The sequence below is a fragment of the Streptomyces sp. GL_141 genome, from assembly GCF_057834385.1.
Genome location: NZ_CM174402.1, coordinates 6,906,587 through 6,930,884 on the forward strand (window position 1 = coordinate 6,906,587; position 24,298 = coordinate 6,930,884).

The 24,298-nt window shown below is 72.7% G+C and carries 26 protein-coding genes; 17 read left to right on the top strand and 9 right to left on the bottom strand.

The genetic code is table 11. The features are described 5' to 3' along the window. Window positions 1–509: 509 nt before the first annotated feature. Both AC3IX6_RS30715 and AC3IX6_RS30720 read left to right on the top strand, forming a co-directional pair. The gene (locus AC3IX6_RS30715; protein WP_489366460.1) at window positions 510–1,847 is read left to right on the top strand and encodes an NsdA family TPR-like regulatory protein; all 1,338 of its coding nucleotides are present in this window, start codon (window positions 510–512) and stop codon (window positions 1,845–1,847) included. A 109-nt stretch (window positions 1,848–1,956) separates the two neighbouring features. Continuing rightward, window positions 1,957–2,478 (top strand): NUDIX hydrolase, encoded by a 522-nt coding sequence (locus tag AC3IX6_RS30720; RefSeq protein WP_383944901.1) that lies wholly within the window; start codon window positions 1,957–1,959, stop codon window positions 2,476–2,478. 24 nt (window positions 2,479–2,502) lie between these two features. Here AC3IX6_RS30720 and AC3IX6_RS30725 read toward each other — a convergent pair whose 3' ends face one another. Next, window positions 2,503–3,399: a 3-hydroxybutyryl-CoA dehydrogenase gene (locus tag AC3IX6_RS30725; RefSeq protein WP_243334100.1), complete on the bottom strand. Its 897-nt coding sequence runs from the start codon at window positions 3,397–3,399 to the stop codon at window positions 2,503–2,505. Between the two features lie 151 nt (window positions 3,400–3,550). Here AC3IX6_RS30725 and AC3IX6_RS30730 point away from each other — a divergent pair, with 151 nt between their 5' ends. Beyond that, window positions 3,551–4,807, top strand: coding sequence for a glycoside hydrolase family 10-like protein (locus tag AC3IX6_RS30730; RefSeq protein WP_489366462.1), 1,257 nt, complete (start codon window positions 3,551–3,553; stop codon window positions 4,805–4,807). Between the two features lie 36 nt (window positions 4,808–4,843). On the opposite strand, the gene AC3IX6_RS30735 is transcribed toward AC3IX6_RS30730, so the two are convergent. Then, window positions 4,844–5,041 (bottom strand): DUF1918 domain-containing protein, encoded by a 198-nt coding sequence (locus tag AC3IX6_RS30735; RefSeq protein WP_250744647.1) that lies wholly within the window; start codon window positions 5,039–5,041, stop codon window positions 4,844–4,846. A gap of 40 nt (window positions 5,042–5,081) precedes the next feature. Beyond that, window positions 5,082–6,026 carry a DMT family transporter gene (locus tag AC3IX6_RS30740; protein ID WP_489366464.1) on the bottom strand — a complete coding sequence of 315 codons (945 nt, stop codon included), beginning with the start codon at window positions 6,024–6,026 and terminating at the stop codon, window positions 5,082–5,084. On the opposite strand from AC3IX6_RS30740, the gene AC3IX6_RS30745 reads away from it, so the two are divergent. The 3 genes from AC3IX6_RS30745 to AC3IX6_RS30755 are packed head-to-tail and all read left to right on the top strand — an operon-like array spanning window position 6,025 to window position 8,888. Further along, entirely contained in the window at window positions 6,025–7,458 is a 1,434-nt protein-coding gene (locus tag AC3IX6_RS30745; protein ID WP_489366466.1) for an aminotransferase-like domain-containing protein, read from the top strand. The genes AC3IX6_RS30740 and AC3IX6_RS30745 overlap by 2 nt on opposite strands. Before the next feature lie 31 nt (window positions 7,459–7,489). Beyond that, window positions 7,490–8,065 (top strand): histidine phosphatase family protein, encoded by a 576-nt coding sequence (locus tag AC3IX6_RS30750; protein WP_382974388.1) that lies wholly within the window; start codon window positions 7,490–7,492, stop codon window positions 8,063–8,065. Between the two features lie 49 nt (window positions 8,066–8,114). Beyond that, window positions 8,115–8,888, top strand: a complete 774-nt coding sequence (locus AC3IX6_RS30755) for an N-acetyltransferase (RefSeq protein ID WP_489366468.1) — start codon at window positions 8,115–8,117, stop codon at window positions 8,886–8,888. Here the strand turns inward: AC3IX6_RS30755 and AC3IX6_RS30760 are convergent. Then, window positions 8,885–9,466, bottom strand: coding sequence for a chitin binding peritrophin-A domain-containing protein (locus AC3IX6_RS30760; RefSeq protein WP_489366470.1), 582 nt, complete (start codon window positions 9,464–9,466; stop codon window positions 8,885–8,887). The two genes, AC3IX6_RS30755 and AC3IX6_RS30760, sit on opposite strands and share 4 nt — an antisense overlap. A 153-nt stretch (window positions 9,467–9,619) precedes the next feature. Between AC3IX6_RS30760 and AC3IX6_RS30765 the strand changes: the two genes are divergently transcribed. Then, window positions 9,620–10,078 carry a hypothetical protein gene (locus AC3IX6_RS30765; RefSeq protein WP_489366472.1) on the top strand — a complete coding sequence of 153 codons (459 nt, stop codon included), beginning with the start codon at window positions 9,620–9,622 and terminating at the stop codon, window positions 10,076–10,078. Between the two features lie 182 nt (window positions 10,079–10,260). Here the strand turns inward: AC3IX6_RS30765 and AC3IX6_RS30770 are convergent, their stop codons facing one another. Next, on the bottom strand, window positions 10,261–11,040 hold the full coding sequence (locus tag AC3IX6_RS30770) for a LysR family substrate-binding domain-containing protein (protein WP_489366474.1): 780 nt from the start codon (window positions 11,038–11,040) through the stop codon (window positions 10,261–10,263). A 37-nt stretch (window positions 11,041–11,077) separates the two neighbouring features. Between AC3IX6_RS30770 and AC3IX6_RS30775 the strand changes: the two genes are divergently transcribed. The 3 genes from AC3IX6_RS30775 (at window position 11,078) to AC3IX6_RS30785 (ending at window position 12,456) form a co-directional block, all read left to right on the top strand. Beyond that, on the top strand, window positions 11,078–11,512 hold the full coding sequence (locus AC3IX6_RS30775) for a DUF5997 family protein (protein WP_489366476.1): 435 nt from the start codon (window positions 11,078–11,080) through the stop codon (window positions 11,510–11,512). Window positions 11,513–11,598: 86 nt separating this feature from the next. Continuing rightward, window positions 11,599–12,030 (top strand): helix-turn-helix domain-containing protein, encoded by a 432-nt coding sequence (locus tag AC3IX6_RS30780; RefSeq protein WP_250744656.1) that lies wholly within the window; start codon window positions 11,599–11,601, stop codon window positions 12,028–12,030. Between the two features lie 9 nt (window positions 12,031–12,039). Continuing rightward, window positions 12,040–12,456: a VOC family protein gene (locus tag AC3IX6_RS30785; protein ID WP_489366478.1), complete on the top strand. Its 417-nt coding sequence runs from the start codon at window positions 12,040–12,042 to the stop codon at window positions 12,454–12,456. 83 nt (window positions 12,457–12,539) lie between these two features. Here the strand turns inward: AC3IX6_RS30785 and AC3IX6_RS30790 are convergent, their stop codons facing one another. Then, window positions 12,540–13,259, bottom strand: a complete 720-nt coding sequence (locus tag AC3IX6_RS30790; RefSeq protein ID WP_489366480.1) for a DUF6215 domain-containing protein — start codon at window positions 13,257–13,259, stop codon at window positions 12,540–12,542. A gap of 158 nt (window positions 13,260–13,417) precedes the next feature. On the opposite strand from AC3IX6_RS30790, the gene argC reads away from it, so the two are divergent. The 5 genes from argC (at window position 13,418) to AC3IX6_RS30815 (ending at window position 18,412) form a co-directional block, all read left to right on the top strand. Beyond that, entirely contained in the window at window positions 13,418–14,446 is a 1,029-nt protein-coding gene (argC, locus tag AC3IX6_RS30795; RefSeq protein ID WP_382974406.1) for an N-acetyl-gamma-glutamyl-phosphate reductase, read from the top strand. Window positions 14,447–14,534: 88 nt separating this feature from the next. Then, window positions 14,535–15,707: a bifunctional glutamate N-acetyltransferase/amino-acid acetyltransferase ArgJ gene (gene argJ, locus AC3IX6_RS30800; protein ID WP_489366482.1), complete on the top strand. Its 1,173-nt coding sequence runs from the start codon at window positions 14,535–14,537 to the stop codon at window positions 15,705–15,707. Further along, window positions 15,704–16,657 carry an acetylglutamate kinase gene (gene argB, locus AC3IX6_RS30805; RefSeq protein ID WP_489366484.1) on the top strand — a complete coding sequence of 318 codons (954 nt, stop codon included), beginning with the start codon at window positions 15,704–15,706 and terminating at the stop codon, window positions 16,655–16,657. Before argJ ends, argB begins: the two co-directional genes overlap by 4 nt. After that, window positions 16,654–17,853 (top strand): acetylornithine transaminase, encoded by a 1,200-nt coding sequence (locus AC3IX6_RS30810; RefSeq protein WP_489366486.1) that lies wholly within the window; start codon window positions 16,654–16,656, stop codon window positions 17,851–17,853. Before argB ends, AC3IX6_RS30810 begins: the two co-directional genes overlap by 4 nt. Window positions 17,854–17,875: 22 nt before the next feature. Beyond that, window positions 17,876–18,412: an arginine repressor gene (locus tag AC3IX6_RS30815; RefSeq protein ID WP_489366487.1), complete on the top strand. Its 537-nt coding sequence runs from the start codon at window positions 17,876–17,878 to the stop codon at window positions 18,410–18,412. Window positions 18,413–18,419: 7 nt separating this feature from the next. On the opposite strand, the gene AC3IX6_RS30820 is transcribed toward AC3IX6_RS30815, so the two are convergent. The 3 genes from AC3IX6_RS30820 to AC3IX6_RS30830 are packed head-to-tail and all read right to left on the bottom strand — an operon-like array spanning window position 18,420 to window position 21,338. Further along, window positions 18,420–19,115, bottom strand: coding sequence for a L,D-transpeptidase family protein (locus AC3IX6_RS30820; RefSeq protein WP_489371612.1), 696 nt, complete (start codon window positions 19,113–19,115; stop codon window positions 18,420–18,422). Between the two features lie 6 nt (window positions 19,116–19,121). Continuing rightward, window positions 19,122–19,703 carry a pyridoxamine 5'-phosphate oxidase family protein gene (locus AC3IX6_RS30825; RefSeq protein WP_489366489.1) on the bottom strand — a complete coding sequence of 194 codons (582 nt, stop codon included), beginning with the start codon at window positions 19,701–19,703 and terminating at the stop codon, window positions 19,122–19,124. A gap of 54 nt (window positions 19,704–19,757) precedes the next feature. Next, complete coding sequence (locus AC3IX6_RS30830) at window positions 19,758–21,338, bottom strand: hypothetical protein (protein WP_489366491.1); 1,581 nt, start codon at window positions 21,336–21,338, stop codon at window positions 19,758–19,760. A gap of 174 nt (window positions 21,339–21,512) precedes the next feature. Between AC3IX6_RS30830 and AC3IX6_RS30835 the strand changes: the two genes are divergently transcribed. Further along, on the top strand, window positions 21,513–22,706 hold the full coding sequence (locus AC3IX6_RS30835) for an argininosuccinate synthase (protein ID WP_489366492.1): 1,194 nt from the start codon (window positions 21,513–21,515) through the stop codon (window positions 22,704–22,706). 123 nt (window positions 22,707–22,829) lie between these two features. Next, the gene (gene argH, locus AC3IX6_RS30840; protein WP_489366494.1) at window positions 22,830–24,260 is read left to right on the top strand and encodes an argininosuccinate lyase; all 1,431 of its coding nucleotides are present in this window, start codon (window positions 22,830–22,832) and stop codon (window positions 24,258–24,260) included. The last annotated feature ends 38 nt before the right edge of the window (window positions 24,261–24,298 follow it).

The window sequence follows — 24,298 nt, forward strand, 5'->3', positions numbered from 1 at the left end:
CCCCTACCCGCCCTTCGCCCGTTCCCCGGGCTGCGCCCGGACCCCCTCGGGGCTCCGCCCCGGACCCCGCGCCTCAAACGCCGGCGGGGCTGGATTGGGCGCGGACGTCCGTGCGGCTGGGGCGCGGACGTCCGGGCCGGAATGGGGGACCACGCGGGCCGGGCCCGGTGGGTGGGCCCGGCGCGCGCTCGGTCCGGCCCGGCCGGGTCCCGGCGACCAACCAGGACCCGGCGGAGCCGAAGCGCGCCGCCCGCCTGCCGTGGAGTGTCGGGCAGACAACAGGACGGGCGGCGCGGTTGACGGGTCGTCGCACTGTACGAGGGGGAGCCGACGACCCGAGCCACCTCTTGGCGAGGCCCTTAAGTGAAGCGCTCCGGGCGACCCCGGCGGCAGGGTGCGTATCGCATTTATGCGCGTACTGGCTTCACACCCTGTGTGAATTGGACGCAGTACACCCCGTGTGAACCCCGCACCCACTAGCCTGGATGCGACGAGCCCTTGGAGGGGCCATGCAGCCCAATGCCCTGCTCGACGCCCTCCTCGCCGAGGCGGGCATGTCCCATGCCGGACTCGCCGCGTACGTGAACCAGGCGGGCCGGTCCCGCGGACTGGCCCTGCGCTACGAACACACCGCCGTGGCACGCTGGTTGAAGGGCCAGCGCCCGCGCGGTCAGGTCCCGGACCTGATCTGCGAGGTGATCGGGGGCCGGCTGCGGCGGCCGCTCTCCCTCGACGATGTCGGGTTCGGTCTGCCCGGGCAGGCCGCCGATCCCAGCGGGTCGCCGCTCAGCGGCTTCGTCGACCGGGCGGCCGCCCTGTGGCGCTCCGACGGCAACGGCCGGCAGCCCCTCGATGCCGGGGCCCTGACCGGCACCCCCGCGGTGATGCCCGTGTGGGAATGGGAGAACCCGCCGGAGGACTCCGACGTGTCCCGCGAGGGGCCGATCCGCGTCGGACCCGAGCACGTGGAGATCCTCAAGGCCGCCCGCGCGCACTACGAGCTGATGTACCGCAGGGCCGGCGGCGTGGCCACCCGCGACCGGGTCGTCCGCTTCCTCGGCACCGAGACCGCCCCCATGCTGCGCGGCAGTTACTCCGACGGGCTCGGTCGAGGCCTGCACCGGGCGGGGGGTTCCCTGGTGGCCGTGGCGGGGATCTGCGCGTACGACTCGGACGCGCACGGGCTGGCCCAGCGCTACTTCCACCAGGCGCTGAGGCTGGCCAAGGCGAGCGGGGACCGGGGGCTCGGGGCCTACGTGATCGCGCTGATCGTCAACCAGTGCCTGCACCTACGGGAGTTCCGCCAGGCCGTGGCCTTCGCCGAGGCGGCCCTGCGCGCCGCGGGCCGCCACACCACCCCGGCCCTGGCCGCGGACCTGTACGCCATGCAGGCCAAGGCGTACGCCCAACTCGGCGACACGGCGGCCGCGTTGGCCTGCATCCGCAAGGCCGAGGCGGCGGCGGAGCGGATCCGGCCCGGCACGGAGCCGGACGAGACGGGGTACGTACAGCCCGGGCTGGTCAACGTACAGGTGGCGGAGGCTCTGCTCGGCATGGGCGATCTGCGGGCGGCCCGGGAGCAGGCTTCGGCGGCGGTCGGGACCCCCGCGCACGACCGGGGCCGGGTGCACCGGCTCGCGATGCTGTGCGAGATCCAGCTGCGCCAGGGCGAGGCCGATCAGGCGGTGGCTTCGGCGGCCGAAATGGCCGAGCGGGCCAAGGGGATGGAGTCGCTGCGCCTGCGCGACCGGCTGCGGGCGGTCCGGGAGCAGCTGCTGACCAGCGGTTGTTCGGGGGCCGGGGACACGGCCGAGCTCATCGACGGGGCGCTGCGCGTTCCGCTGTGACATCCCCGTGGCGTTCTCTGCGCCGCCCTTTGCGCGTTCCCCTGGGCGGGGGTGAACTGCTGCCATGTTGCCACCTACTCGATCGGAAGGTGGCAGAACCGTGCAGTGGATGAACCTGAGTGAGCAAACCGTGTACACGAACCGCTGGTTCGACGTGAATCTCGCCGATGTGGAGCTCCCCGACGGCCGGCACCTGGACCACTTCGTCATCCGGCTGCGCCCGGTCGCCGTCGCCACGGCCGTCAACGAGGCCAACGAGGTGCTGCTGCTGTGGCGCCACCGCTTCATCACCGACAGCTGGGGCTGGGAACTGCCCGCCGGGGTCGTCGAGGACGGGGAGTCCGTGGAGCGGGCGGCCGCCCGCGAGATGGAGGAGGAGTCGGGCTGGCGGCCCGGCCCCCTGCACCACCTGATGACCGTCGAGCCGTCCAACGGGCTGACCGACGCCCGCCACCACCTCTACTGGGCGGACGGGGCCACGTACACGGGCCACCCCGAGGACGACTTCGAGTCCTCGCGCCGCGAGTGGGTACCGCTCAAGCTGGTCCCCGACATGATCGCGCGCGGCGAGATCCCGGCCGCCAACATGGCGGCCGGGCTGTTGCTGCTGCACCACCTGCGGCTCGGCTGAGCCGCAGGTGGCCGCCCGTACGGGTCAGCCGTACGGGTAGAAGCCCGAGCCGGTCTTGCGGCCGAGGCGGCCGGCGTCGACCATGCGCTGGAGCAGCGGGGGAGCCGCGTACAGGGGCTCCTTGAACTCCGCGTACATCGAGTCGGCCACCGAGGCCACCGTGTCCAGACCGATGAGGTCCGCGAGCTTCAGCGGGCCCATCGGGTGGGCGCAGCCCAGCTCCATGCCGTTGTCGATGTCCTCGCGGCTCGCGATGCCCGACTCGAACATCCGGATCGCGGACAGCAGGTACGGGATGAGGAGGGCGTTGACCACGAAGCCGGAGCGGTCCTGGGCGCGGATGGCGTGCTTGCCCAGCGCCTGACCGACCAGCGCCTCGGCGCGCTTGATGGTCTCGTCGCTCGTCGTCAGCGCCGGGATCAGCTCGACGAGCTGCTGCACCGGGGCCGGGTTGAAGAAGTGGATGCCGATGACCTGGTCGGGACGCGAGGTCGCGACGGCCAGCTTCACCAGCGGGATCGAGGAGGTGTTGGAGGCGAGGATCGCGTCCGGGCGGGTGACCACCTGGTCGAGGACCTGGAAGATCTCCGTCTTGACCTGCTCGTTCTCGACGACCGCCTCGATCACGAGGTCGCGGTCGGCGAACTCGCCGAGATCGGTGGTGAACGACAGGCGGGCCAGGGTCGCGTCCCGCTCCTCCTCGCTGATCTTGCCGCGTTCGGCGGCCCTGGTCAGAGAGGTGTGCAGCCGGGTCCGCCCGAGTTCGAGTGCCTCGCCGGTGGTTTCGGCGACCATCACCTCGAGCCCGCTCCGGGCGAACACCTCCGCGATGCCCGCGCCCATCTGGCCACAGCCCACTACGCCGACGCGTGCGATGTCGTCTGGGAGGTCCGTCACATCGTGCCTTTCGCTGCTCTCCATCGCGGGTCCCCCGTACTCGTGCAGTGGTAACTGCGTTCCGGCGCCCGCCACGCCCCCCGACGTTACCCCCGTCCTTGCCCGGCGTGTCGGGCCGGGGCGGGCATGCTGGGCGGACAGTAAGCAATGTCACGCAGCGGAACGGAGTCGTCACATGACGTCCATCGGGAGGCGAGGGGTGTTGGCCGCGGCGGCGGGGGTGCTGGCCGCCGTGGCGGCCGCACCCGCGCGAGCGGTCGGGCCGGCGGAGGCGGGCGGGGCGGGGCGGCGCGCAGCGGGCGAGCCGGCGTTCCGCGGGATGTGGGTGGCCTCCGTACAGAACGTGGACTGGCCCTCGCGGAGCGGGCTTTCCGCGCGGGAGCAGCGCGCCGAGCTGCTGGACCTCCTCGACACCGCCGTGGCCCGCCGCCTCAACGCGGTGATCCTCCAGGTCCGGCCGACCGCCGACGCGATGTGGCCCTCGGCGCGCGAGCCCTGGTCGCAGTGGCTCACCGGCGAGCAGGGGGTCGACCCCGGCTGGGACCCGCTCGGCACGGCGGTCGCCGAAGCGCACGCCCGGGGGCTGGAACTGCACGCCTGGTTCAACCCGTACCGGGTGGCCAACCACACCGACCGGAGCCTGCTCGTCCCGGAGCACCCGGCCCGCCGCAACCGGGGCTGGACCGTGCCCTACGGCGGCAAGCTGTACTACAACCCCGGGCTGCCGGAAGTCCGCCGCTTCGTGCAGGACGCCATGCTCGACGCCGTCGCCCGCTACCCCCTGGACGGGGTGCACTGGGACGACTACTTCTACCCGTACCCCGTCGAGGGCCGGGATTTCGACGACGACGCCGCCTACGAGCAGTACGGCCGGGCCTTCGCGACCCGCGCCGACTGGCGCCGCCACAACACCGACACCCTGGTCCGCGAGATGTCCGAGCGGCTGCGGGCGCTGCGCCCCGCCACCCGCTTCGGCATCAGCCCCTTCGCCGTCTGGCGCAACTCCGACCGCGATCCGCTCGGTTCGCCGACCCAGGCGGGCGTCGGCACGTACGACGACCTGTACGCGGACACCCGCAAGTGGGTGCGCGAGGGCTGGATCGACTACATCGTGCCCCAGGCGTACTGGCAGATCGGCCACCCGGCCGCCGACTACGCCGCCCTCGTCCCCTGGTGGGCGCGGACCGTCGCCGGCACCCGCGTCCAGCTCTACGTGGGCGAGGCGCTGTACCGCTGCGACGCGCAGAGCTCCACCGCCGCCTGGCGCGATCCGCGCGAGCTGTCCCGGCACCTGCGGTTCGCCGCCGGATACCCGGAGGTCCGCGGCCACGTCTACTTCTCCGCGAAGCAGGTGGTCGCGGACCCCAACGGGGCGATGGCACGGGTGGTCGCCGATCACTACCCGACACCGGTGGCCGTGCCGCCGCGCTGACCAGGCCGTCTTCGGGAGGCCCTCAAGGGCACCCCGTCAGTGGTCGTGGTCGGCGGGGTGCTTCACCACGCAGTCGGGGCCGGGAGACATGACGGCCTCGTGTCCGTCCGTGAAGCGGACGCGGTAGGGAGGGGTGCCGTTCTCTCCCAGGACCTGGGTGATCTCACCGACCTTGTCGTGCTGGCCCACGATCCTGCCGTGCTGAACCAGCTGGTCGCCCTCGGTCGCGCGCATGCTGACCTCCTCGGTGGCGGTCCGATCCGGTGCTAGCAGTTTAGGTCGTCCGGCCCCTTTTTGGCCCATCGGGTCGCTGCGTCACCGCGATGCAGACGAGCACCGCGCAGGCGGCGACGGGCGCGGCCGGGGACAGGTGCTCGCCGAGCAGCAGCACCGACCACAGCAAGGTCAGCAGCGGCTGCGCGAGCTGGAGCTGGCTCGCGCGGGCCGCACCGATCTCGGCCATGCCCCGGTACCAGACGAAGAGGCCGAGGAAGGAGGAGCCGACCGCCACCCAGACCAGCCCGGCCACCCCGCGGCCGGTCAACTCGACCGGCTCGTACGCGAGCCCGAGCGCGGAACCGGCCAGGCCGATGGGCAGGCACAGCACCAGCGCCCAGGCGATCACCTGCCAGCCGGGCAGCAGCCGGGCCAGCCGTCCGCCCTCGGTGTACCCGGCCGCGCACACCAGCAGCGCGGCGAAGAGGAAGGCGTCCCCGGCCGAGAGGGCGCCGCCGCTCTGGGCCACGGTGAAGCCGAGGACGACGACCGCTCCGGCGACGGCCGCGGCCCAGAACCGCCGCGAGGGCCGGGCTCCGGTGCGCAGCGAGGAGACGACCGCCGTGGTGAGCGGGAGCAGGCCGACCACCACGGCGGCGTGCGAGGTGGTGGAGGTCCGCAGGGCCAGGGTGGTCAGCAGGGGAAAGCCGACGACCACGCCGCCGGCGACCACGGCCAGCCCCGCCCAGTGGGCACGGGCCGGTACCGGGACGCGCAGGGCCAGCAGGAAGGCGCCGGCCGTCAGGCCCGCGAGCAGACAGCGCAGGCCGAAGAGGGACCACGGGCCGAAGCTCTCCAGGCCCCAGGCGGTGCCGGGGAAGGTCAGCGAGAAGGTGACGACTCCGGCCGCCGCGAGGGTGCTGCCCCCGAGGGCCGGCCGACGGGTGCCGGTTCCTCGAACTGCTATCGCGTTGGGGAGAGTAGCGCTATTCTGTGCTGTCATGTATGAGCGTAGCAGTGTGGTGGAGCTGGCGGAATCCCTTCGAGTCGAGCTGAACCGCTACTCGGTGGGTGGAAAGCTCCCGTCGAGCAGGTCCCTGGTCGAGCAGTACCGGGTCAGTCCCGTCACCGTCTCCCGGGCCCTCGCCCAGCTCGCCGCCGAAGGCCTGGTGGTCACCCGTCCCGGAGCCGGGGTCTACCGCGCGCAGCCCCGTACGCAGGCCCCCGCGCCCGGCGACACCTCCTGGCAGGCCGTGGCCCTGAGCGCCGAGGAATCCGGCGAGGTGGTCCCGCGCTCCGTGGACGCCTCCGGGGTGCTCGTCACCCTGGCCGCCCCGCCGGCCGGGGTCATCGAACTGCACAGCGGCTACCTGCACTCGGCGCTCCAGCCCGAGCGGGCCATGGCGGCCGCCCTCGCCCGGGCCGGCCGGCGGCCCGGAGTGTGGGGGCGGCCGCCCGTGGAGGGACTGCCGGAGCTGCGGGACTGGTTCGCGCGGGAGATCGGCGGGGCGGTCGCGGCCGGGGACGTGCTGGTGACCGCGGGCGGCCAGAGCGCGCTCGCCACCGCGCTGCGGGCGCTCGCCCCGCCCGGGGCGCCGATCCTCGTCGAATCCCCGACCTATCCGGGGCTGCTGGCCCTCGCGCGGGCCGCCGGCTGCCGGCCGGTACCCGTCCCGGTGGACGCGGACGGGGTCCGGCCGGAGCTGCTGGCCGCCGCCTTCGAAGCGACCGGGGCGCGGGTGTTCGTATGCCAGCCACTGTTCCAGAACCCGACCGGGGCCGTGCTGTCCGGCGAGCGGCGCGGAGAGGTGCTGCGGATCGCGCGCGCCGCCGGGGCGTTCGTGCTGGAGGACGACTACGCGCGGTCCCTGGCCCACGAGGACGCGGGCCCGCTGCCCGCGCCGCTCGCCGCCGGGGATCCGGACGGGGTGGTCGTCCACGTGCGGTCCCTGACCAAGGTCACCTCGCCCAGCCTGCGGGTGGGCGCGCTGGCGGCCCGGGGCCCGGTCTTCGACCGGCTGCGCGCCATCCAGGTCGTGGACAGCTTCTTCGTGCCCCGGCCCCTCCAGGAGGCCGCCCTGGAGCTGGTGGGCGCACCCGCCTGGCCGCGCCACCTCAAGACCGTGGCCGCCGAACTGCGCCACCGCCGGGACGTGCTCACGGGGGCGCTGCGCCGGGAGCTGCCGGAGCTGGAGGTGCCCCATCCGCCGCGCGGCGGCTACCAGTTGTGGGCGCGGCCCGGCGGGGGCGGCGACGACGCGGCCTTCGTGGCGGCCGCCCTGCGCGCCGGGGTCGCGGTCGCGCCGGGACGGCCGTACTTCTGCGCGGAACCGCCCGGTCCGTTCGTCCGGCTGAGCTTCGCCGGGGTGTCCGGCGCGGGCGAACTGACCGAGGCCGTCCGGCGGCTGCGGTCCGGGCTTCGTCTCGACGCTTGACCTCCCGCGGCACGCGGATCACCATCGCCGCATGCATGTTCGGGTTTCGCTAGTCGCAGCAGCCCGTAGTACCTCGCTGCTCGCCGAGCGCTTCGACGACGACCGCCCCCTCGACGTGGACGGCTGGCGCGCGGTGGAATCCGCCGCGCGCGGGCTCGTACCGCTGGGCTCGGCCGAGCTCCGCTACTGTTCGCCGACCTCGCGCAGCCGGGCCACCGGGACCGCCCTCGGCTACGCCCCGATGGCACAACCCGCCCTGCGGGAGTGCGACATGGGCTACTGGCGCGGGCTGACCCTGGCCGAGGTTGCGGCCCGGGACCCGGCGGCCGTGGACCTCTGGCTCACCGATCCGCACGCCGCGCCGCACGGCGGGGAGTCCCTGCTCGCCTTCATCGCCCGGATCGGCGGCTGGCTCGACACCCGGCCGGCCGACGACGGGGGAGCGATCGTGGCGGTGGCGGAGCCGTCGGTGGTCCGGGCCGCACTCGTGTACGCCCTGAACGCGCCACCGCTGACCTACTGGAACGTGGACGTCCGCCCCCTGTCCACGCTGACCCTCGCCGGCCGGCCGCGGAGCTGGCACCTCTCCCTCCAGGCTCCCGTCTGAACCGGCTAAACCGGTTGAGCCGCAGGTGGGGCGTGTTTAGCCTGCGGACATGGACGACATCACAGACACCGCCGGCGCGGGCATCCGGATCACCAACCTCGCGGAGCGGCCCGAACTGGCGGCCCGGCTCTGGGACATGAAGGACTCGTGGCCCGAGTTCGCCCAGCACGACGCGCTGGCCTGGCTGCTGTACCCGCGGATGGTGGCCGAGTTCCCGGAGTACGTACTGATCGCCACGGACGGCGACGCGGTGGTCGCCCGGGGCTTCGGCGTGCCCTTCGCACAGCACGCGCCGGGCCGCGCCGGGGTGCTGCCCGCGCAGGGCTGGGACCGGATCCTGATGTGGGCCTTCTCCGACCTGCGGCGCGGGGTCGGGCCCGACACCGTGAGCGCGATCGAGATCAGCGTCGCCACCGACCGGCAGGGCGAGGGCCTGTCCGGCCGAATGCTCGCCGCGATGCGCGAGAACGCCCGCGCGCGCGGCTTCGCCGAGGTGGTGGCCCCGGTCCGGCCCAGCGGAAAGCCGGCCGAGCCGGACACCTCGATCCACGCGTACGCGTACCGCACCCGCGAGGACGGTCTCCCGCACGACCCGTGGCTACGGGTCCACGTGCGGGCGGGCGGCGTCATCGACTCGGTGGCCCCGCTGTCGATGACGATCACGGGCTCGGTCGCCGAGTGGCGGGAGTGGACGGGGCTCCCCTTCGACACGGCGGGCCCGGTCCGGGTGCCGGGTGCCCTGTCCCCGGTCCACTGTGAACCGGAGCAGGGCTTCGCCGTCTACGTGGAGCCGAACGTCTGGGTCCGGCACGCCCTCTCCTAGAGCAGCGCGACGGGAGCGGTGGCGGAGGAGGAGAGGTAGATCCCGCCGATGCCCGCGTAGGTGGCCCGGTAGCCGCGCAGGAGCTCGTCCAGCGGGATCGTGAGGCGGGCCGGGGTGTCGCAGCGGGCGGCTCCGAACTGGTCGGTGACCGCGGTGCACAGGGTCCGGCCGCCGAGGGTGGTGAAGGTGACCGGTACGCCGTCCAGTCCGGCCGGAGCGTCCGCGATCCGCACGGTGGTGCTGAGGTTCCTGACCCCGAAGAGCAGCCCGTTCAGCTTCGCGGGACCGGCCGTGGTGAGCGTGGCCACGGCGGGCCGGACCAGCTCGGGCGCCGCGCAGAGCTGGGTTGCGGGAGCGTAGACCTGCCCGGTGGGGCAGGCCACGACGGTGGCGACCCCGCCCGCGCACTGGACGTAGAACCGCTGGTCCTGCAGTCGTGGCAGCCGCCCGGTGGCGCCGCCCGCACACGAGCCCTCGGCGGCGCTCGCGGGTACGGCCCCCACCCCCAGCGCGAGGACCGCCCCGGCGGCCAGCGCGGCGAGGCCCTTGGAGACCAGTCCCTTGCCGATACGTAACACCCTTGCCCCCAGCTCACTCACTGTGACGAAATGAATACGAAGTGACTATAGGGACGGGTGAGCGACGGGCGCAACGCCCTCAGGGCATCGCCAGGGAGTGCGAATATGTATTAGGTTGAACGCGTTCAAGTGGGCGGGGCCGGAGGGGCGGGCATGGCGGAGATCTCATCGCCCGACCGGGTGGAGCCGGGCGGCGTCCTCGGGGCGCGCCGGACGCGGGCCGCCCACCCCTGGCAGCAGCGGATCGCGCTGCTCGCGCTGATCCTCCCGGTGCCGCCCGTGGTGGAGCTGCTCAAGGCGGGGCTGTCGCCGCTCGTGCTGGTCGCCCCGCTCCTCCTGCTGGCGGCGCCCGTGGCCCTGCGCGCGCACCGGGCCCGCTTCATGACCTCGTGCGCGGCCCTCGCGGTCGTGCTGCCCGGGTGGTCGCTCCTCGGCGTCCGGGAGGGGGCGTGGATCTTCCTGCCGTCGGCGCTCCTCCTGCTGTGCGCGAACTTCGCCGACCCGCGCGCGTACCCGACCCCGGCCACGGTCTTCAGTTTCGCCGCCGTGGCCATCGCGGTGCTGCCCGCGGTCGGCTCGCTGGCCGCCCTGGCCCACCTGCTCGGAGGCTGAGCCGGGAGGTGCAGGCCCGGTCTAGTGCTGTGACCGGAAAGGTTCACCGGGTCGCGACGCCCGGCACGGCACCTCGCCGCGTTGTCGGACCACGCCGGTACGTCCAGTACGAGGCGTGGTCCTCCGCCTTGCGATGCACCGCACCGAACGCCGCGACCCGGCAAACCTTTCCGGTCACAGCACTAGCGGCCCCGGGGCTTTCCGCGCTTGCCGGTGGACTTGGCCGTGGCCTTGCCGCCCTTGGGGGCGCCGGAGCGCGGGTTCCGGGCGGCCGGCTTGCCGCCCGACTTGGGCGCGGGCTTACGGGCCGGCTTCGCCTTCTTCTGCTCGGGCTCGGGCTGCGTACGGCCGCGTCCGCGCGAGCTGTTCACGGTCCGCCCGCGCACGATCCCGATGAACTCCTCGACCAGCTCGGGCGTCTCGTCCGCCTCGGGCCACGACAGCGCGACGCGCGACTCGGGGGCGTCCAGCAGGGTCCGGTACGTGAGGTCCTTGCGGTGGTGCAGCCGCGCGAGCGACTGGGGCACGACCAGGACCCCGATGCCCGCGGCCACCAGCTCGATCGCGTCGGCCGTGGTCTCCGGGCGCTGGAGCGCGGCCTTGCCCGGCAGCTGCTCCCACTCGAGGGTGTCGTCCAGCGGGTGGAGCACGATGTCGTCGGCCAGCTCCGCGATCGACAGCTCCTCGGCCGCGGCCATGAAGTGGTCCTTGGGGATCACGACGACCGTGGTCTCGGTGTAGAGCGGGATCGCGCTGAGGTCCGTACGGTCGATCGGCAGCCGGACGAACCCGGCGTCGGCGCCGCCACCGCGCAGCAGGGCCGGCGCTTCGGCCGGAGTGACCTGGACGAGGGTCAGCGGAACGTCGGGCAGACGCTCCTTCCAGATCCGGACCCACTTCGTGGGAGTCACCCCGGGGACGTATGCGAGCTGGAACGAGGGGGGTGTCCGGGAGTCTGTCACCCGGCCAGATTACCGGCCGTGGTCGGAGGTGGCGCACATGCTCGATACCCTTGACCCCATGACGTCGCACCAGACCACCCAGACCATGAAGCCCGCTACTGCGGCGAAGAAGCTGGGTGTGTACCTCGAGGCCACCCCCGCAGAGTTCCAGGAGGGTGTCGTCTCGCGCACCGAGCTGACCGCCCTCCAGGCCGAGCCGCCCCAGTGGCTGCAGGACCTCCGGAACAACGGCCCGCACCCCCGTCCGGTGGTCGCGGCGAAGCTCGGCATCTCCATCTCCGGTCTGGCGCGCGGCGGTGTCACCGAGGCGCTCACCACGGAGCAGATCGAGGCTCTGAAGCAGGAGATGCCGGAGTGGCTCGAGAAGGAGCGCGCCACCCAGGCCGACGTCCGCAAGGAGACCGTCCGCATCAAGCAGATGCAGGCGGAGAAGGCCGAAAAGACCGAGAAGACCGAGAAGACCGGCAAGTAGTCGCCGCCTGGGCGGCCCCCTGGGCCCGCCTGGGCCCGCGCCCCAGCCCCGCCCGGGCCCGCACCGGCCGTGAGATGCTGGTGCGCGTGACGATCGAGGACCTGGTACGGCTGCGGCGCGCCCGGGACGTGATGGACCGCGACTACGCCGAGCCGCTGGACGTACCGGCGCTGGCGTCCGTCGCCCTCATGTCGCCCGGGCACTTCTCCCGCAGCTTCCGGGCGGCCTTCGGGGAGACTCCGTACAGCTATCTGATGACCCGCCGCGTCGAGCGGGCCAAGGCGCTGCTGCGCCGGGGCGACCTGAGCGTGACCGAGGTCTGCTTCGCCGTGGGGTGTACGTCGCTGGGGTCCTTCAGCTCGCGCTTCACGGAGCTGGTCGGCGAGACCCCCAGCGCCTACCGGGCCCGTCGGCACGAGGCCGGCGCCGCCATCCCGGCGTGCGTCGCCAAGGTCTTCACCCGGCCCGTACGGAACTCCGCCGGCAACAGGGGAGCGGGATCCGCGGCCGCGTCGTAGCGTCGGGGCATGACCATCAAGCTCTCGCAGTGCTTCATCGCCGTCGACGACCACGACAAGGCGCTCGCCTTCTACCGTGACGCCCTCGGCATGGAAGTGCGCAACGACGTCGCCTTCGAGGGGATGCGCTGGGTAACCGTCGGTTCGCCCGAGCAGCCCGACGTGGAGATCGTGCTCGAACCGCCGCTCGCCGACCCCGGCGCCTCGCCGGCCGATCGGCAGGCGATGGCGGAACTGCTGGCCAAGGGCGTGCTCCGCGGGGTGATCTTCGCGACGGACGACGTGGACGCCACCTTCGAGCGCATCCGGGCGGCCGGCGCCGAGGTGCTCCAGGAGCCCGTCGACCAGCCGTACGGGGTCCGCGACTGCGCCTTCCGCGACCCGGCCGGCAACATGCTCCGCTTCAACCAGCCCCGCAGCAGCTGACCCCGCAGGCCGCCGATCCGCGCAGGCCGCCGATCCGCGCTGCCGCCGCCCCCGGCGTCGCCGACCGGCGCCCCTGCGTCCCCTCACCCGGCTGCGGCCCACCCCGGGATGGTCGGCAGCACCTTCTCGGCGACGCGCAGCACCACAGCGTCGTCGGGCACCCCGCCGTCGGAGCGCCACACGTTCACCTCGTAGGAGCCGCCGCCGTCCTGCGGGTCCAGGGCCACCACGAGGGCGCGGGTGGGCACGCCGGAGCCGCTGCTCGCATTGCTGCCGTCCAGGTTGAAGCTGATGCTCATGGTCCGGTCCGAGTAGAAGGTGGCCGGGCGGCCCAGGACGGTCCGCGGCGGTGTGCCGCTCCCCAGGAGCTCGGCCACGGTGGCGACGGTCAGCCGGCCGTAGGTGGCCCTCAGGTGCACGGTGTAGGTCTCGAACTCGACCTCGGCCGTGGGGGTGTGGACCTCCTCGTCGCCACCGGCGGGCTTGAAGGTGCTGCCGCTGCCGTTCGCGCTCTTCGCGGTCTCCCCGGGAGTGCCCAGCAGATCGGGGAGATCGGGGCGGTGCAGCGCCGCGCAGAGCTGGGCCCCGGAGACGTGTCCCGCCTCGGCCGCGCTCTCCTCCGGCTTCGCCGGCGTCTTCTCGGGCCGTCCGTGCGAGCAGGTGGCGGGCTTCGGCCCACTGCTCGAATTCACCGACTCCCCGGCCGCCCAGAGGCCGATTCCCATGGCCCCGATCAGGGCCACGGCCGTGAGGCCCTGACCTATCGCGGCGCCCTTCGTGATCGTCGCGGCGTCCTCGCTCATGTCCCCCACCTGCTGTGATCCCCCGATATGCGCCCGGGGACCGTAACCCGTGATCATCGGGCGTACAAGCGAGTGACACTGGGGGAGTAAGGCCGGATGACTGCTTTGCATAAACGTGCGGTCGTACGTATAGTCATGCCATCGAGGAGGAGGGTCCGATGGTGGTACGTGTAGCGGTGGCCGGTGCGAGCGGATACGCGGGCGGGGAAGTGCTGCGCCTGCTGCTGGCCCACCCCGAGGTCGAGATCGGCGCGCTGACCGCCAACTCCAACGCCGGGCAGCCGCTCGGTGCGCTCCAGCCGCACCTGGTGCCACTGGCCGGACGCGTTCTGGAGGCGACCACGCCCGAGGTGCTCTCCGGTCATGATGTCGTCTTTCTGGCCCTGCCGCACGGGCAGTCCGCCGCCGTGGCCGCCCAGCTCGGCGAAGAGGTCCTCGTCGTCGACATGGGCGCCGACCACCGGCTCCAGGACTCCGCCGACTGGGACAAGTTCTACGGCGCCCCGCACGCCGGGACCTGGCCCTACGGCCTCCCCGAGCTGCCGGGCGCCCGCGCCGCCCTGGCCGGCTCCAAGCGCATCGCCGTCCCCGGCTGCTACCCGACCGCCGTCTCGCTCGCGCTGTTCCCGGCCTACGCCGCGCAGCTCGCCGAGCCCGAGGCCGTGATCGTCGCCGCCTCCGGCACCTCCGGCGCCGGCAAGGCGCTCAAGCCGAACCTGCTGGGCTCCGAGGTCATGGGCTCCATGAGCCCCTACGGGGTCGGCGGCGGCCACCGCCACACGCCCGAGATGGTGCAGAACCTCAGCCCCGTGGCCGGCCAGCGGGTCTCCGTCTCCTTCACGCCCACGCTGGCGCCGATGCCCCGCGGCATCCTGGCCACGTGCAGCGCCAAGGCCCTGCCGGGCACCACGGCCGACGCGGTCCGCGCCGCGTACGAGAAGGCGTACGCCGACGAGCCCTTCGTGCACCTGCTGCCCGAGGGCCAGTGGCCGGCGACGGCGTCCGTCTACGGTTCCAACGCCGTTCAGATCCAGGTCGCGTACGACGAGGCCGCGCAGAGGATCATCGCGATCAGCGCCATCGACAACCTGACCAAGGGCACCGCCGGCGGCGCGGTCCAGAGCATGAACATCGCCCTCGGCCTCCCTGAGGCGCTGGGTCTTTCCACGATCGGAGTCGCACCGTGAGCGACGCACGGGCAGCCACCGGGCTGCAGATGACGACGATGGCCGCAGGGGCGCGCTGCTCGGGCGGAGAAGCGAACGAGGAGATGCAGTGAGCGTCACGGCAGCACAGGGGTTCACGGCTGCGGGCATCGCCGCCGGGATCAAGGCGAACGGCAATCCCGACCTGGCCCTCGTGGTCAACAACGGGCCGCGCCTGGCCGCGGCGGGCGTCTTCACCTCCAACCGGGTCAAGGCCGCGCCCGTCCACTGGTCCGAGCAGGTCCTGCGGGGCGCCACCGTCAGCGCGGTGGTCCTCAACTCCGGCGGCGCCAACGCGTGCACCGGCCCCAAGGGCTTCCAGGACACCCACGCCACCGCCGAGAAGGTCGCCGAGGTCCTGGGCGGGCACGGCCCGGGCGGTCAGGTCAACGCCGGCGAGGTCGCCGTCGCGTCCACCGGCCTGATCGGCGTCCTGCTCCCCATGGACAAGCTGCTGCCCGGCATCGAGACCGCGGCCGCCGCGCTCTCCGCCGACGGCGGCGAGGCCGCCGCCATCGCCATCAAGACGACCGACACCGTGCACAAGACGGCCACGGCCGGTCAGGACGGCTGGACCGTCGGCGGCATGGCCAAGGGCGCCGGCATGCTCGCCCCGGGCCTGGCCACCATGCTCGTCGTCCTCACCACCGACGCCGACCTGGACAGCGCCACCCTCGACAAGGCGCTGCGCGCCGCGACCCGCACCACCTTCGACCGGGTCGACTCCGACGGCTGCATGTCCACCAACGACACGGTGCTGCTGCTCGCCTCCGGCGCGTCCGGTCAGGTGCCGGCGTACGAGGCGTTCGCGGAAGCCGTGCGCACGGTCTGCGACGACCTGGCCCGCCAGCTGATCGGCGACGCCGAGGGCGCCAGCAAGGACATCCGCATCGAGGTCATCGGCGCGGCCAGCGAGGAGGACGCGGTCGAGGTCGGCCGGTCCATCGCCCGGAACAACCTGCTCAAGTGCGCCATCCACGGCGAGGACCCGAACTGGGGCCGCGTCCTGTCCGCGATCGGCACCACGAAGGCCGCCTTCGACCCGGACCGGCTGAACGTCGCCATCAACGACGTCTGGGTCTGCAAGAACGGCTCGGTCGGCGAGGACCGCGACCTGGTGAGCATGAAGGGCCGCGAGGTCCGCATCACCGCGGACCTGTCCACCGGTGCGCAGTCCGCGGTCATCTGGGCCAACGACCTGACCGCCGAGTACGTCCACGAGAACAGCGCGTACTCCTCATGAGCACGGCAGGCAAGCACACCGCACGCAGGCACACCGCCCTGCCCAAGGCCGAGATCCTCATCGAGGCCCTGCCCTGGCTGACCCGGCACAACGGCAAGGTCGTCGTCATCAAGTTCGGCGGCAACGCCATGATCGACGAGGACCTGAAGGCCGCCTTCGCCCAGGACGTCGTCTTCCTGCGCCAGGCCGGCCTGAAGCCGGTCGTCGTGCACGGCGGCGGTCCGCAGATCAATGCCCAGCTCGACAAGCAGGGCCTGGTCAGCGAGTTCAAGGCGGGTCTGCGCGTCACCACGCCCGAGGCGATGGACGTCGTACGGATGGTCCTGGCCGGGCAGGTCCAGCGCGAGCTGGTCGGGCTGCTCAACCAGCACGGGCCGCTGGCCGTCGGCATGACCGGCGAGGACGCGCACACCATCACCGCCACCAAGCACCTGCCCGAGATCGACGGCGAGAGCGTCGACATCGGGCGGGTCGGCGAGATCACCGCCATCGACACCGGCGCGATCGAAGCGCTGCTGGCGGACGGCCGGATCCCGGTCATCTCCTCCATCGCGCGCAGCGCCGACGACCACCACGTGTACAACGTGAACGCCGACACGGCCGCCGCGGCGCTCGCCGCCGCGCTCGGCGCCGAGACGCTGATGGTCCTCACCGACGTGGAGGGGCTCTACGCGGACTGGCCCAACAGCGACGAGGTCATCAGCAGGCTCACCGTCAGCCAGCTCGAGAAGCTGCTGCCGGAGCTGTCCAGCGGCATGGTCCCGAAGATGGAGGGCTGTCTGCACGCCGTCCGCAACGGGGTGACCACCGCCAGGGTGATCGACGGGCGGGTCCAGCACTCGATCCTGCTGGAGATCTTCACGGACGAGGGAATCGGCACGATGGTCGTGCCCGACGCACAGGCAGTCGACACACAGGCAGTCGATACACAGGGAGGGGACCCCGCATGACCGGCAACCAGGAGTTCGCCGCCCGCTGGCAGGGCGCGCTGACCAACAACTACGGCACCCCCGCGCTGGCGCTCGTACGCGGCGAAGGCGCGCAGGTCTGGGACGCGGACGGCAAGCAGTACACCGACTTCGTCGGCGGCATCGCGGTCAACGCCCTCGGCCACGCGCACCCGGCCGTCGTCACCGCGGTGACCGAGCAGATCTCCACCCTGGGCCACGTCTCCAACCTGTACGCCTCCGAGCCGGTCCTCGCGCTCGGCGAGCGGTTGCTCCAGCTCTTCGGCCGCCCCGGCAAGGTTTTCTTCTGCAACTCCGGCGCCGAGGCCACCGAGGCCGCCTTCAAGATCGGCCGACTGACCGGGCGGACCCACATGGTCGCCACCGACGGCGGCTTCCACGGCCGCACCATGGGCGCCCTGGCGCTTACCGGCCAGCCGAAGAAGCAGGTCCCGTTCCTGCCGCTCCCCGGCGATGTCACGCACGTCCCGTACGGCGATGTGGAGGCCCTGCGGGCCGCCGTCACCGAGGAGACGGCGCTCGTGATCATCGAGCCGATCCAGGGCGAGAACGGCGTGATCGTCCCGCCGGCCGGATACCTGACGGCCGCCCGTGAGATCACCCGGGCCACCGGCACCCTGCTCGTCCTCGACGAGGTGCAGACAGGCATCGGGCGCTGCGGCCAGTGGTTCGAGCACCAGGCCCACGAGGGCGTCGAGCCCGATGTCGTCACACTCGCGAAGGGCCTCGGCGGCGGTCTGCCGATCGGCGCGGTCGCCGCCTTCGGCCCCGTGGCCGACCTGCTCCAGCCCGGCCAGCACGGCACCACCTTCGGCGGCAACCCGATCGCGTGCGCCGCCGGCCTCGCCGTGATCGACACCATCGCCGCCGACGGGCTCCTCGACCAGGTCAAGGAGCGCGGCGAGCGCTTGCGGGGCGGAATCGAAGGATTCGCACACCCGCTCGTCTCGCACGTCCGCGGTGCGGGCCTTCTGCTGGGTATCGTGCTGACCGAGCCGCTCGCACCGCAGGTCCAGCGGGCGGCTCAGGACGCCGGCTTCCTGGTCAACGCGCCCGCCCCCGACGTCGTACGGCTCATGCCTCCGTACGTACTCTCCGAGGCCGAGGTGGACGTGTTCCTGCAGGCCCTGCCCGGCGTGCTGGACGCGGCGAAGTCCGCCGCGGACGTGGACGGATGATCAATCGGGGAATGGGACGACGATGAGTCACGCGCAGGACCACGAATCGAACGGCCAGTCCGTCCCGCAGACCCGCACCGCCCGCCACCGCAGGATCGTGGACATCCTCAACCGGCAGCCGGTCCGCTCCCAGAGCCAGCTGGCCAAGCTGCTCGCCGACGACGGGCTGAGCGTCACCCAGGCGACGCTCAGCCGCGACCTCGACGAGCTCGGCGCGGTGAAGATCCGCAACACCGGCGGCGAGCTGATCTACGCGGTCCCCAGCGAGGGCGGCTTCCGCACCCCGCAGGCGCCGCTCGGCGAGTCGGCGAAGGAGGAGCGCATGCGGCGCCTCTCCGGCGAACTGCTGATCTCGGCGGAGGCCTCCGCGAACCTCGTGGTCCTGCGCACCCCGCCGGGTGCGGCCCAGTTCCTCGCCTCCGCGATCGACCAGGCAGAACTCCAGGCCATCCTCGGCACGATCGCGGGCGACGACACCCTGATGCTGATCAGCCGCGACCCGGCGGGCGGCCAGGCCCTCGCCGACCACCTGCTGAGGCTGGCCCAGAAGGAAGGCTGACCCTTCCTCAGAACCGGGTGACGGCCAGTTCGCCCGACTCCGTGCCGATCGCGATGTGCGGCTGCCTGCGCGGGTCCGCCCAGCGCAGCACCGCGCGCATCGCCTCCTCGGGGACCGAGACGCAGCCGGCCGTCGCGCCCTTGCCGTTCACGTGCAGGAAGATGCCCGCGCCCCGGTTCCGTACCGGGTGCTCGTAGTTGAAGGCGATGACCAGGGCGTGCGCGTACTGCGTCGTGTACGTGGTCAGGTGCTCCGCCTCGCCGGGCGCGCAGTCCGCGGGCAGCGGCTCCACCCAGCGGTTGTAGCTCTGCGAGGCATTGTCCTGGCACCACCAGGAGTCGGGGGTCACCCGCCGGTAGCGGTACGCCGTACCGGCCGGGGCCTGCGCGATGCCGAAGGCGTAGGGAAGTGCGTACAGGCCGGCCGGGGTGGTGTTCGTGCCCTGGGTCCGGGCCGTGCCCTCGGTCAGCCCGTTCGCTCCGAAGCGGGCGGGCGCGCTCCCCGCCGCGTACCAGCGCCCGGCCCAGCGGTCCCACCAGGTCAGGCGCCCGGTCGTGGAGCCGGGTGCCGGGGCGACGGCGGTGATGAGCTGGCTGCCGCCGCCGGTGTCGGCGAGCCGGGCGGGCAGCGGCGGGCCGCCGTGGGGGCCCGGTACCAGCAGGCTGGTGACGATCAGTGAGGCGGCGAGGAACGCGGTACGCAGCACATGTCAGACGGTACGGGGCGGAAGGGGCAGCGGCAGCGCAGGCAGGCCGTCGACGCTCACTCCGATGAACTCCTTCTTCTCGCAGTAGGCGTTGAACTCCTCGTCCGTCTTGCGGCCGAAGTACTCCGCGTGGAGCGTGCGCTCGCCCTGGTACTCCATGAAGGGGATGGCGTACCCGCACACGTCCGCGATCCGGCGGGCCTTGACCAGGATGACCGCCCGCGCCGAGGGCCCGTCGGCCTCCCCGAACAGCTCGACGAGCCCGTCCCAGCGGGGGTCGTCGCGGAAGACGGCCTCGCCCTCGCCGTGGATGCGCACGATGTTCGGCGGCCCGCTGAACGCGCACCACATCAGCGTGATGCGGCCGTTCTCGCGGACGTGCGCGATGGTCTCGGCGCCGCTGCCGCCGAAGTCCAGGTAGGCGAGGGTCTGCTCGTCGATGACGACGAGCGTCCCGGCGCGGCCCTTGGGGGAGAGGTTGATGTGCCCGTCGCCGGACAGCGGGGCGGTGGCGGTGAAGAAGATCGGCTGTTCTTCGATGAAGGTGCGGAGCCTGCCGTCAATACGATCGTAGAGCTTTCCCATGGTCGGATTATCGCCCTGCGGGTGTACGGCCCGTGCGGTGGGCTCCGGCGGATGTCACCGGGTGAGACCGAGGCGCTTGCGGCGCTGCCACAGGCCGTACTCGGGGAACAGGTGCGCCGACCGGGTGAGCAGCCCGTCCAGTTCGGGCAGGTCCGCGTCCCCCGCGCGCAAGGTGGACTGCCAGTTCCAGCCGGTCACGATCGCCCCGGCGGTCGAGCGCAGCCTGGGGTCGGGGTCCTGCGACAGGGCCACCGCGGCCCGGAGTTCGTGGATCCCTCCCCGTGCGCGCAGCAGCCGGAAGGCGGCCCGGCGCACGTGCGGGGGGTGGACGAGCCCGAGGAGCTCGGCGAGGCGGCGGTGGTCCAGCCGTTCCGCCACCCCGAGCAGGCTCAGCGAGGCCTCGCGGCTCACCGCGGCCGACCGGTCGTCCAGCAGGGGGAGCAGGAACGCGTCGTCGGTGGCGTCGTCCAGCCGGCGCAGCCCGGCCACGGCGGCGGCCCGTACCGCACTGGCGGGATGGTCCAGCAAGGGCCACAGCAGCGGCGCGTCCGCCCGCTTCGCGCATTCGGAGAAGCCGGTCACCGCGTACGGGGAGATCGCGCGCTCGGGGCCGCCGAGCAGGGCGCGGTAGCGGACGGACGGGTCGGAGCCGTCCTGGGCGAAGAGCCATCGCGCGCAGGCCCGTACGAGGCCCGAGCGGTCGGCGAGGAACAGGGCGGCCTCGGACGCCCGCCCGGCGCGGCGCAGCGCGGTGACCCCAGCGGCCCGGACCATGGGGCCGTGTCCGCCGAGCAGGGTGTCGATCGCGGCGTCGTCCGGACCGTCGTCGGCCATGGCGCGCAGCGCGGCATCGGTCCACAGCCGTGCAGTGGTCGGGTCCGGCTCCTCGGCGGCCCGCAGCGCGAGCTCCCGTACGCCGGTCCCGCCGGTCTCCAGGGACAGCCGGGCGGCGAACCGGCGGGTCGGCACGTCGGCGTGCCGGCGCAGGCGGCCCAGGATGCCTTCGCGCTGCGCGGGGGTCAGCGAGTTCCAGCTCCATGTGGCCGAGGCCAGGCCGGGGCGCCACCACGCGGCGAGCAGGGAGTACCGGCCGGTCAGGGCGGCCTCCAGCTGCTCCGCCGCCCAGGCGCCGTGCTCGCGCCGGCCCAGCCGCAGGGCGAGGGGGGTGATCCGGACCAGCGCGTCGGCGGGGTTGCGGGCCACCATCCGGCCGAGTACCCGCCGGGCGCGCCCGCGGACGGGCGGCGCCCAGTCGGCGCACCGGATCAGTACGAGTTCGAGCGGCGGGTACAGGGCCGCGGCCCGGTTGGACGCGCGCCGGTAGCGCCCCCGCAGCGGCGGGAACCAGGAGACGAAGTTGAGCAGGATGAATTCGAGCGGAGGGGTCGGCGACGCGCGGAGGGCGGAGGCGCGGATCCGTCCGTCCGGGTCGCAGAGCCGGGCCTCGATCCGCTTGCTGCGCATGGGCTCGTAGGTGCGGCGGCCGATGCGGCGCACCTCCTCGTCGAAGGCCGTCCAGGCATCGGGCCCGCTCCCGGCGAGCATGCCGGTGACCGGCGCGGGCAGGCGTCCCCACAGCACATCCAGCGCCGCCCCCTGGCCCGCCCATACGTCCTGCCGTGCACTGGCTCTCATAGGCCCTCCCCGAGTCGTCCGCCGATGGTAAGCGGTCGCCTGTGGTCGATGCCTTCGATATTCGTGCTGGTCAGAGAGGTCGGACAGCCACTCGATTGACGAAACATACGGAGCAGTGCATAGTTATGCCTAGCTGTTGGAAGTGACGGCGGATGCACCTGTAAGGAGAAACCCGTGGCCGAGCGCGTCGTACTCGCCTATTCAGGCGGTCTGGACACCTCCGTCGCCATCGGCTGGATCGCCGAGGAGACGGGCGCCGAGGTCATCGCCGTCGCGGTGGACGTCGGCCAGGGCGGCGAGGACCTGGACGTCATCCGCAAGCGGGCGCTCGCCTGCGGTGCGGTCGAGGCCGAGGTCGCCGACGCCAAGGACGAGTTCGCCGACGAGTACTGCCTCCCGGCGATCAAGGCGAACGCCCTCTACATGGACCGCTACCCGCTGGTCTCGGCCCTCTCGCGGCCCGCCATCGTGAAGCACCTCGTCGCCGCCGCCCGCAAGCACGGTGCCACCACCGTCGCCCACGGCTGCACCGGCAAGGGCAACGACCAGGTCCGCTTCGAGGCCGGCATCGCCGCCCTCGGCCCCGACCTCACGTGCATCGCCCCGGTCCGCGACTACGCGATGACCCGCGACAAGGCCATCGCCTTCGCCGAGAAGGCGGACCTGCCGATCGCGACCACCAAGAAGTCCCCGTACTCCATCGACCAGAACGTCTTCGGGCGCGCCGTCGAGACGGGGTTCCTGGAGGACATCTGGAACGCGCCGATCGAGGACATCTACGAGTACACCGCGGACCCCGCCCTCCCGCGCGAGGCCGACGAGGTCGTCATCTCCTTCAAGGAGGGCGTCCCGGTCGCCATCGACGGCAAGCCCGTCACCGTCCTCCAGGCCATCCAGCAGCTCAACGAGCGCGCCGGGGCCCAGGGCATCGGCCGGATCGACATCGTCGAGGACCGGCTCGTGGGCATCAAGTCCCGCGAGGTGTACGAGGCCCCGGGCGCGATCGCGCTGATCACCGCCCACCAGGAGCTGGAGAACGTCACCGTCGAGCGCGAGCTGGCCCGCTACAAGCGGCAGGTCGAGCAGCGCTGGGGCGAGATGGTCTACGACGGCCTGTGGTTCTCCCCGCTGAAGCGGGCGCTGGACGGCTTCGTCAACGAGGCCAACCAGCACGTCACCGGCGACATCCGGATGACCCTGCACGGCGGCCGCGCGGTCGTCACCGGCCGGAAGTCGGACGAGTCGCTGTACGACTTCAACCTCGCGACCTACGACTCGGGCGACACCTTCGACCAGTCCAAGGCCCAGGGCTTCATCGAGATCTTCGGCCTGTCCTCGAAGATCGCGGCCCGTCGCGACCTCGCCTGATCCGGCACCCTGGAACCCAGACCGTAGACCGTAGACCGTAGTACGAACCGCCTCCCCGTTACCTCCGCGGCGGGGAGGCGGTTGCACATCCGAAGCCATGCACGTTCTTGAGGAGCAGTAGCTGTGAGCAGCAACAACGGTGGTGACGTCCGGCTCTGGGGCGCCCGGTTCGCCGACGGTCCCGCCGAGGCCCTCGCGAAGCTGTCCGCGTCGGTCCACTTCGACTGGCGCCTGGCCCCGTACGACATCGCGGGCTCCAAGGCCCACGCCCGTGTGCTCGCCAAGGCGGGCCTGCTCACGGCCGACGAGCTCGGCCGCATGCTCGACGGCCTGGACCAGCTCGCGGTCGACGTGGCGAACGGCTCCTTCACCGGCACCATCGCCGACGAGGACGTCCACACCGCGCTGGAGCGGGGCCTGCTGGAGCGCCTCGGCGCCGACCTCGGCGGCAAGCTCCGCGCCGGCCGGTCGCGCAACGACCAGATCGCCACCCTCTTCCGCATGTACCTGCGCGACCACGCCCGGATCATCGGCGGCCTCGTCGCCGACCTCCAGGACGCGCTGGTCGGCCTCGCCGAGGCGCACGCCGACGTGGCCATGCCGGGCCGGACCCACCTGCAGCACGCGCAGCCGGTGCTCTTCGCCCACCACGTACTGGCCCACGTGCAGGCCCTGTCCCGGGACGCGGAGCGGCTGCGCCAGTGGGACACCCGCACCGCGGTCTCCCCGTACGGCTCGGGCGCCCTCGCGGGCTCCTCGCTCGGCCTGGACCCGGAGGCGGTCGCCGCCGACCTGGGCTTCGAGCGCGGCTCGGTCGGCAACTCCATCGACGGCACGGCCTCGCGCGACTTCGTCGCCGAGTTCGCCTTCGTCACCGCGATGATCGGGATCAACCTGTCGCGGATCGCGGAGGAGATCATCATCTGGAACACGAAGGAGTTCTCCTTCGTGACCCTGCACGACGCCTTCTCCACCGGGTCGTCGATCATGCCGCAGAAGAAGAACCCGGACATCGCCGAGCTGGCGCGCGGCAAGTCGGGCCGCCTCATCGGCAACCTGACCGGCCTGCTGGCCACCCTGAAGGCCCTTCCCCTGGCCTACAACCGGGACCTCCAGGAGGACAAGGAGCCGGTCTTCGACTCCTGCGACACCCTCGAAGTCCTGCTGCCGGCCTTCACCGGGATGATGGCCACCCTCACGATCAACCGGGAGCGGATGGAGGCGCTGGCTCCGGCCGGCTTCTCGCTCGCCACCGACATCGCGGAGTGGCTGGTCAAGCAGGGCGTGCCGTTCCGGGTGGCGCACGAGGTGGCCGGCGAATGCGTCAAGGAGTGCGAGGGGCTCGGCATCGAGCTCGACGAGCTCACGGACGAGCAGTTCGCGAAGATCTCGGAGCACCTGACCCCGGAGGTCCGTACGGTCCTCAACGTCAAGGGTGCGCTGGCCTCCCGCGACGGCCGCGGCGGCACCGCCCCGTCGGCGGTCGCGATCCAGCTCACGGAGCTGAAGGCCGACCTGGTCATCCAGCACGCCTGGGCGGCGCACAAGAACTGACGGTCGTGCCCGGAGGGGCGGCCGGGGCCCGAGGCCCC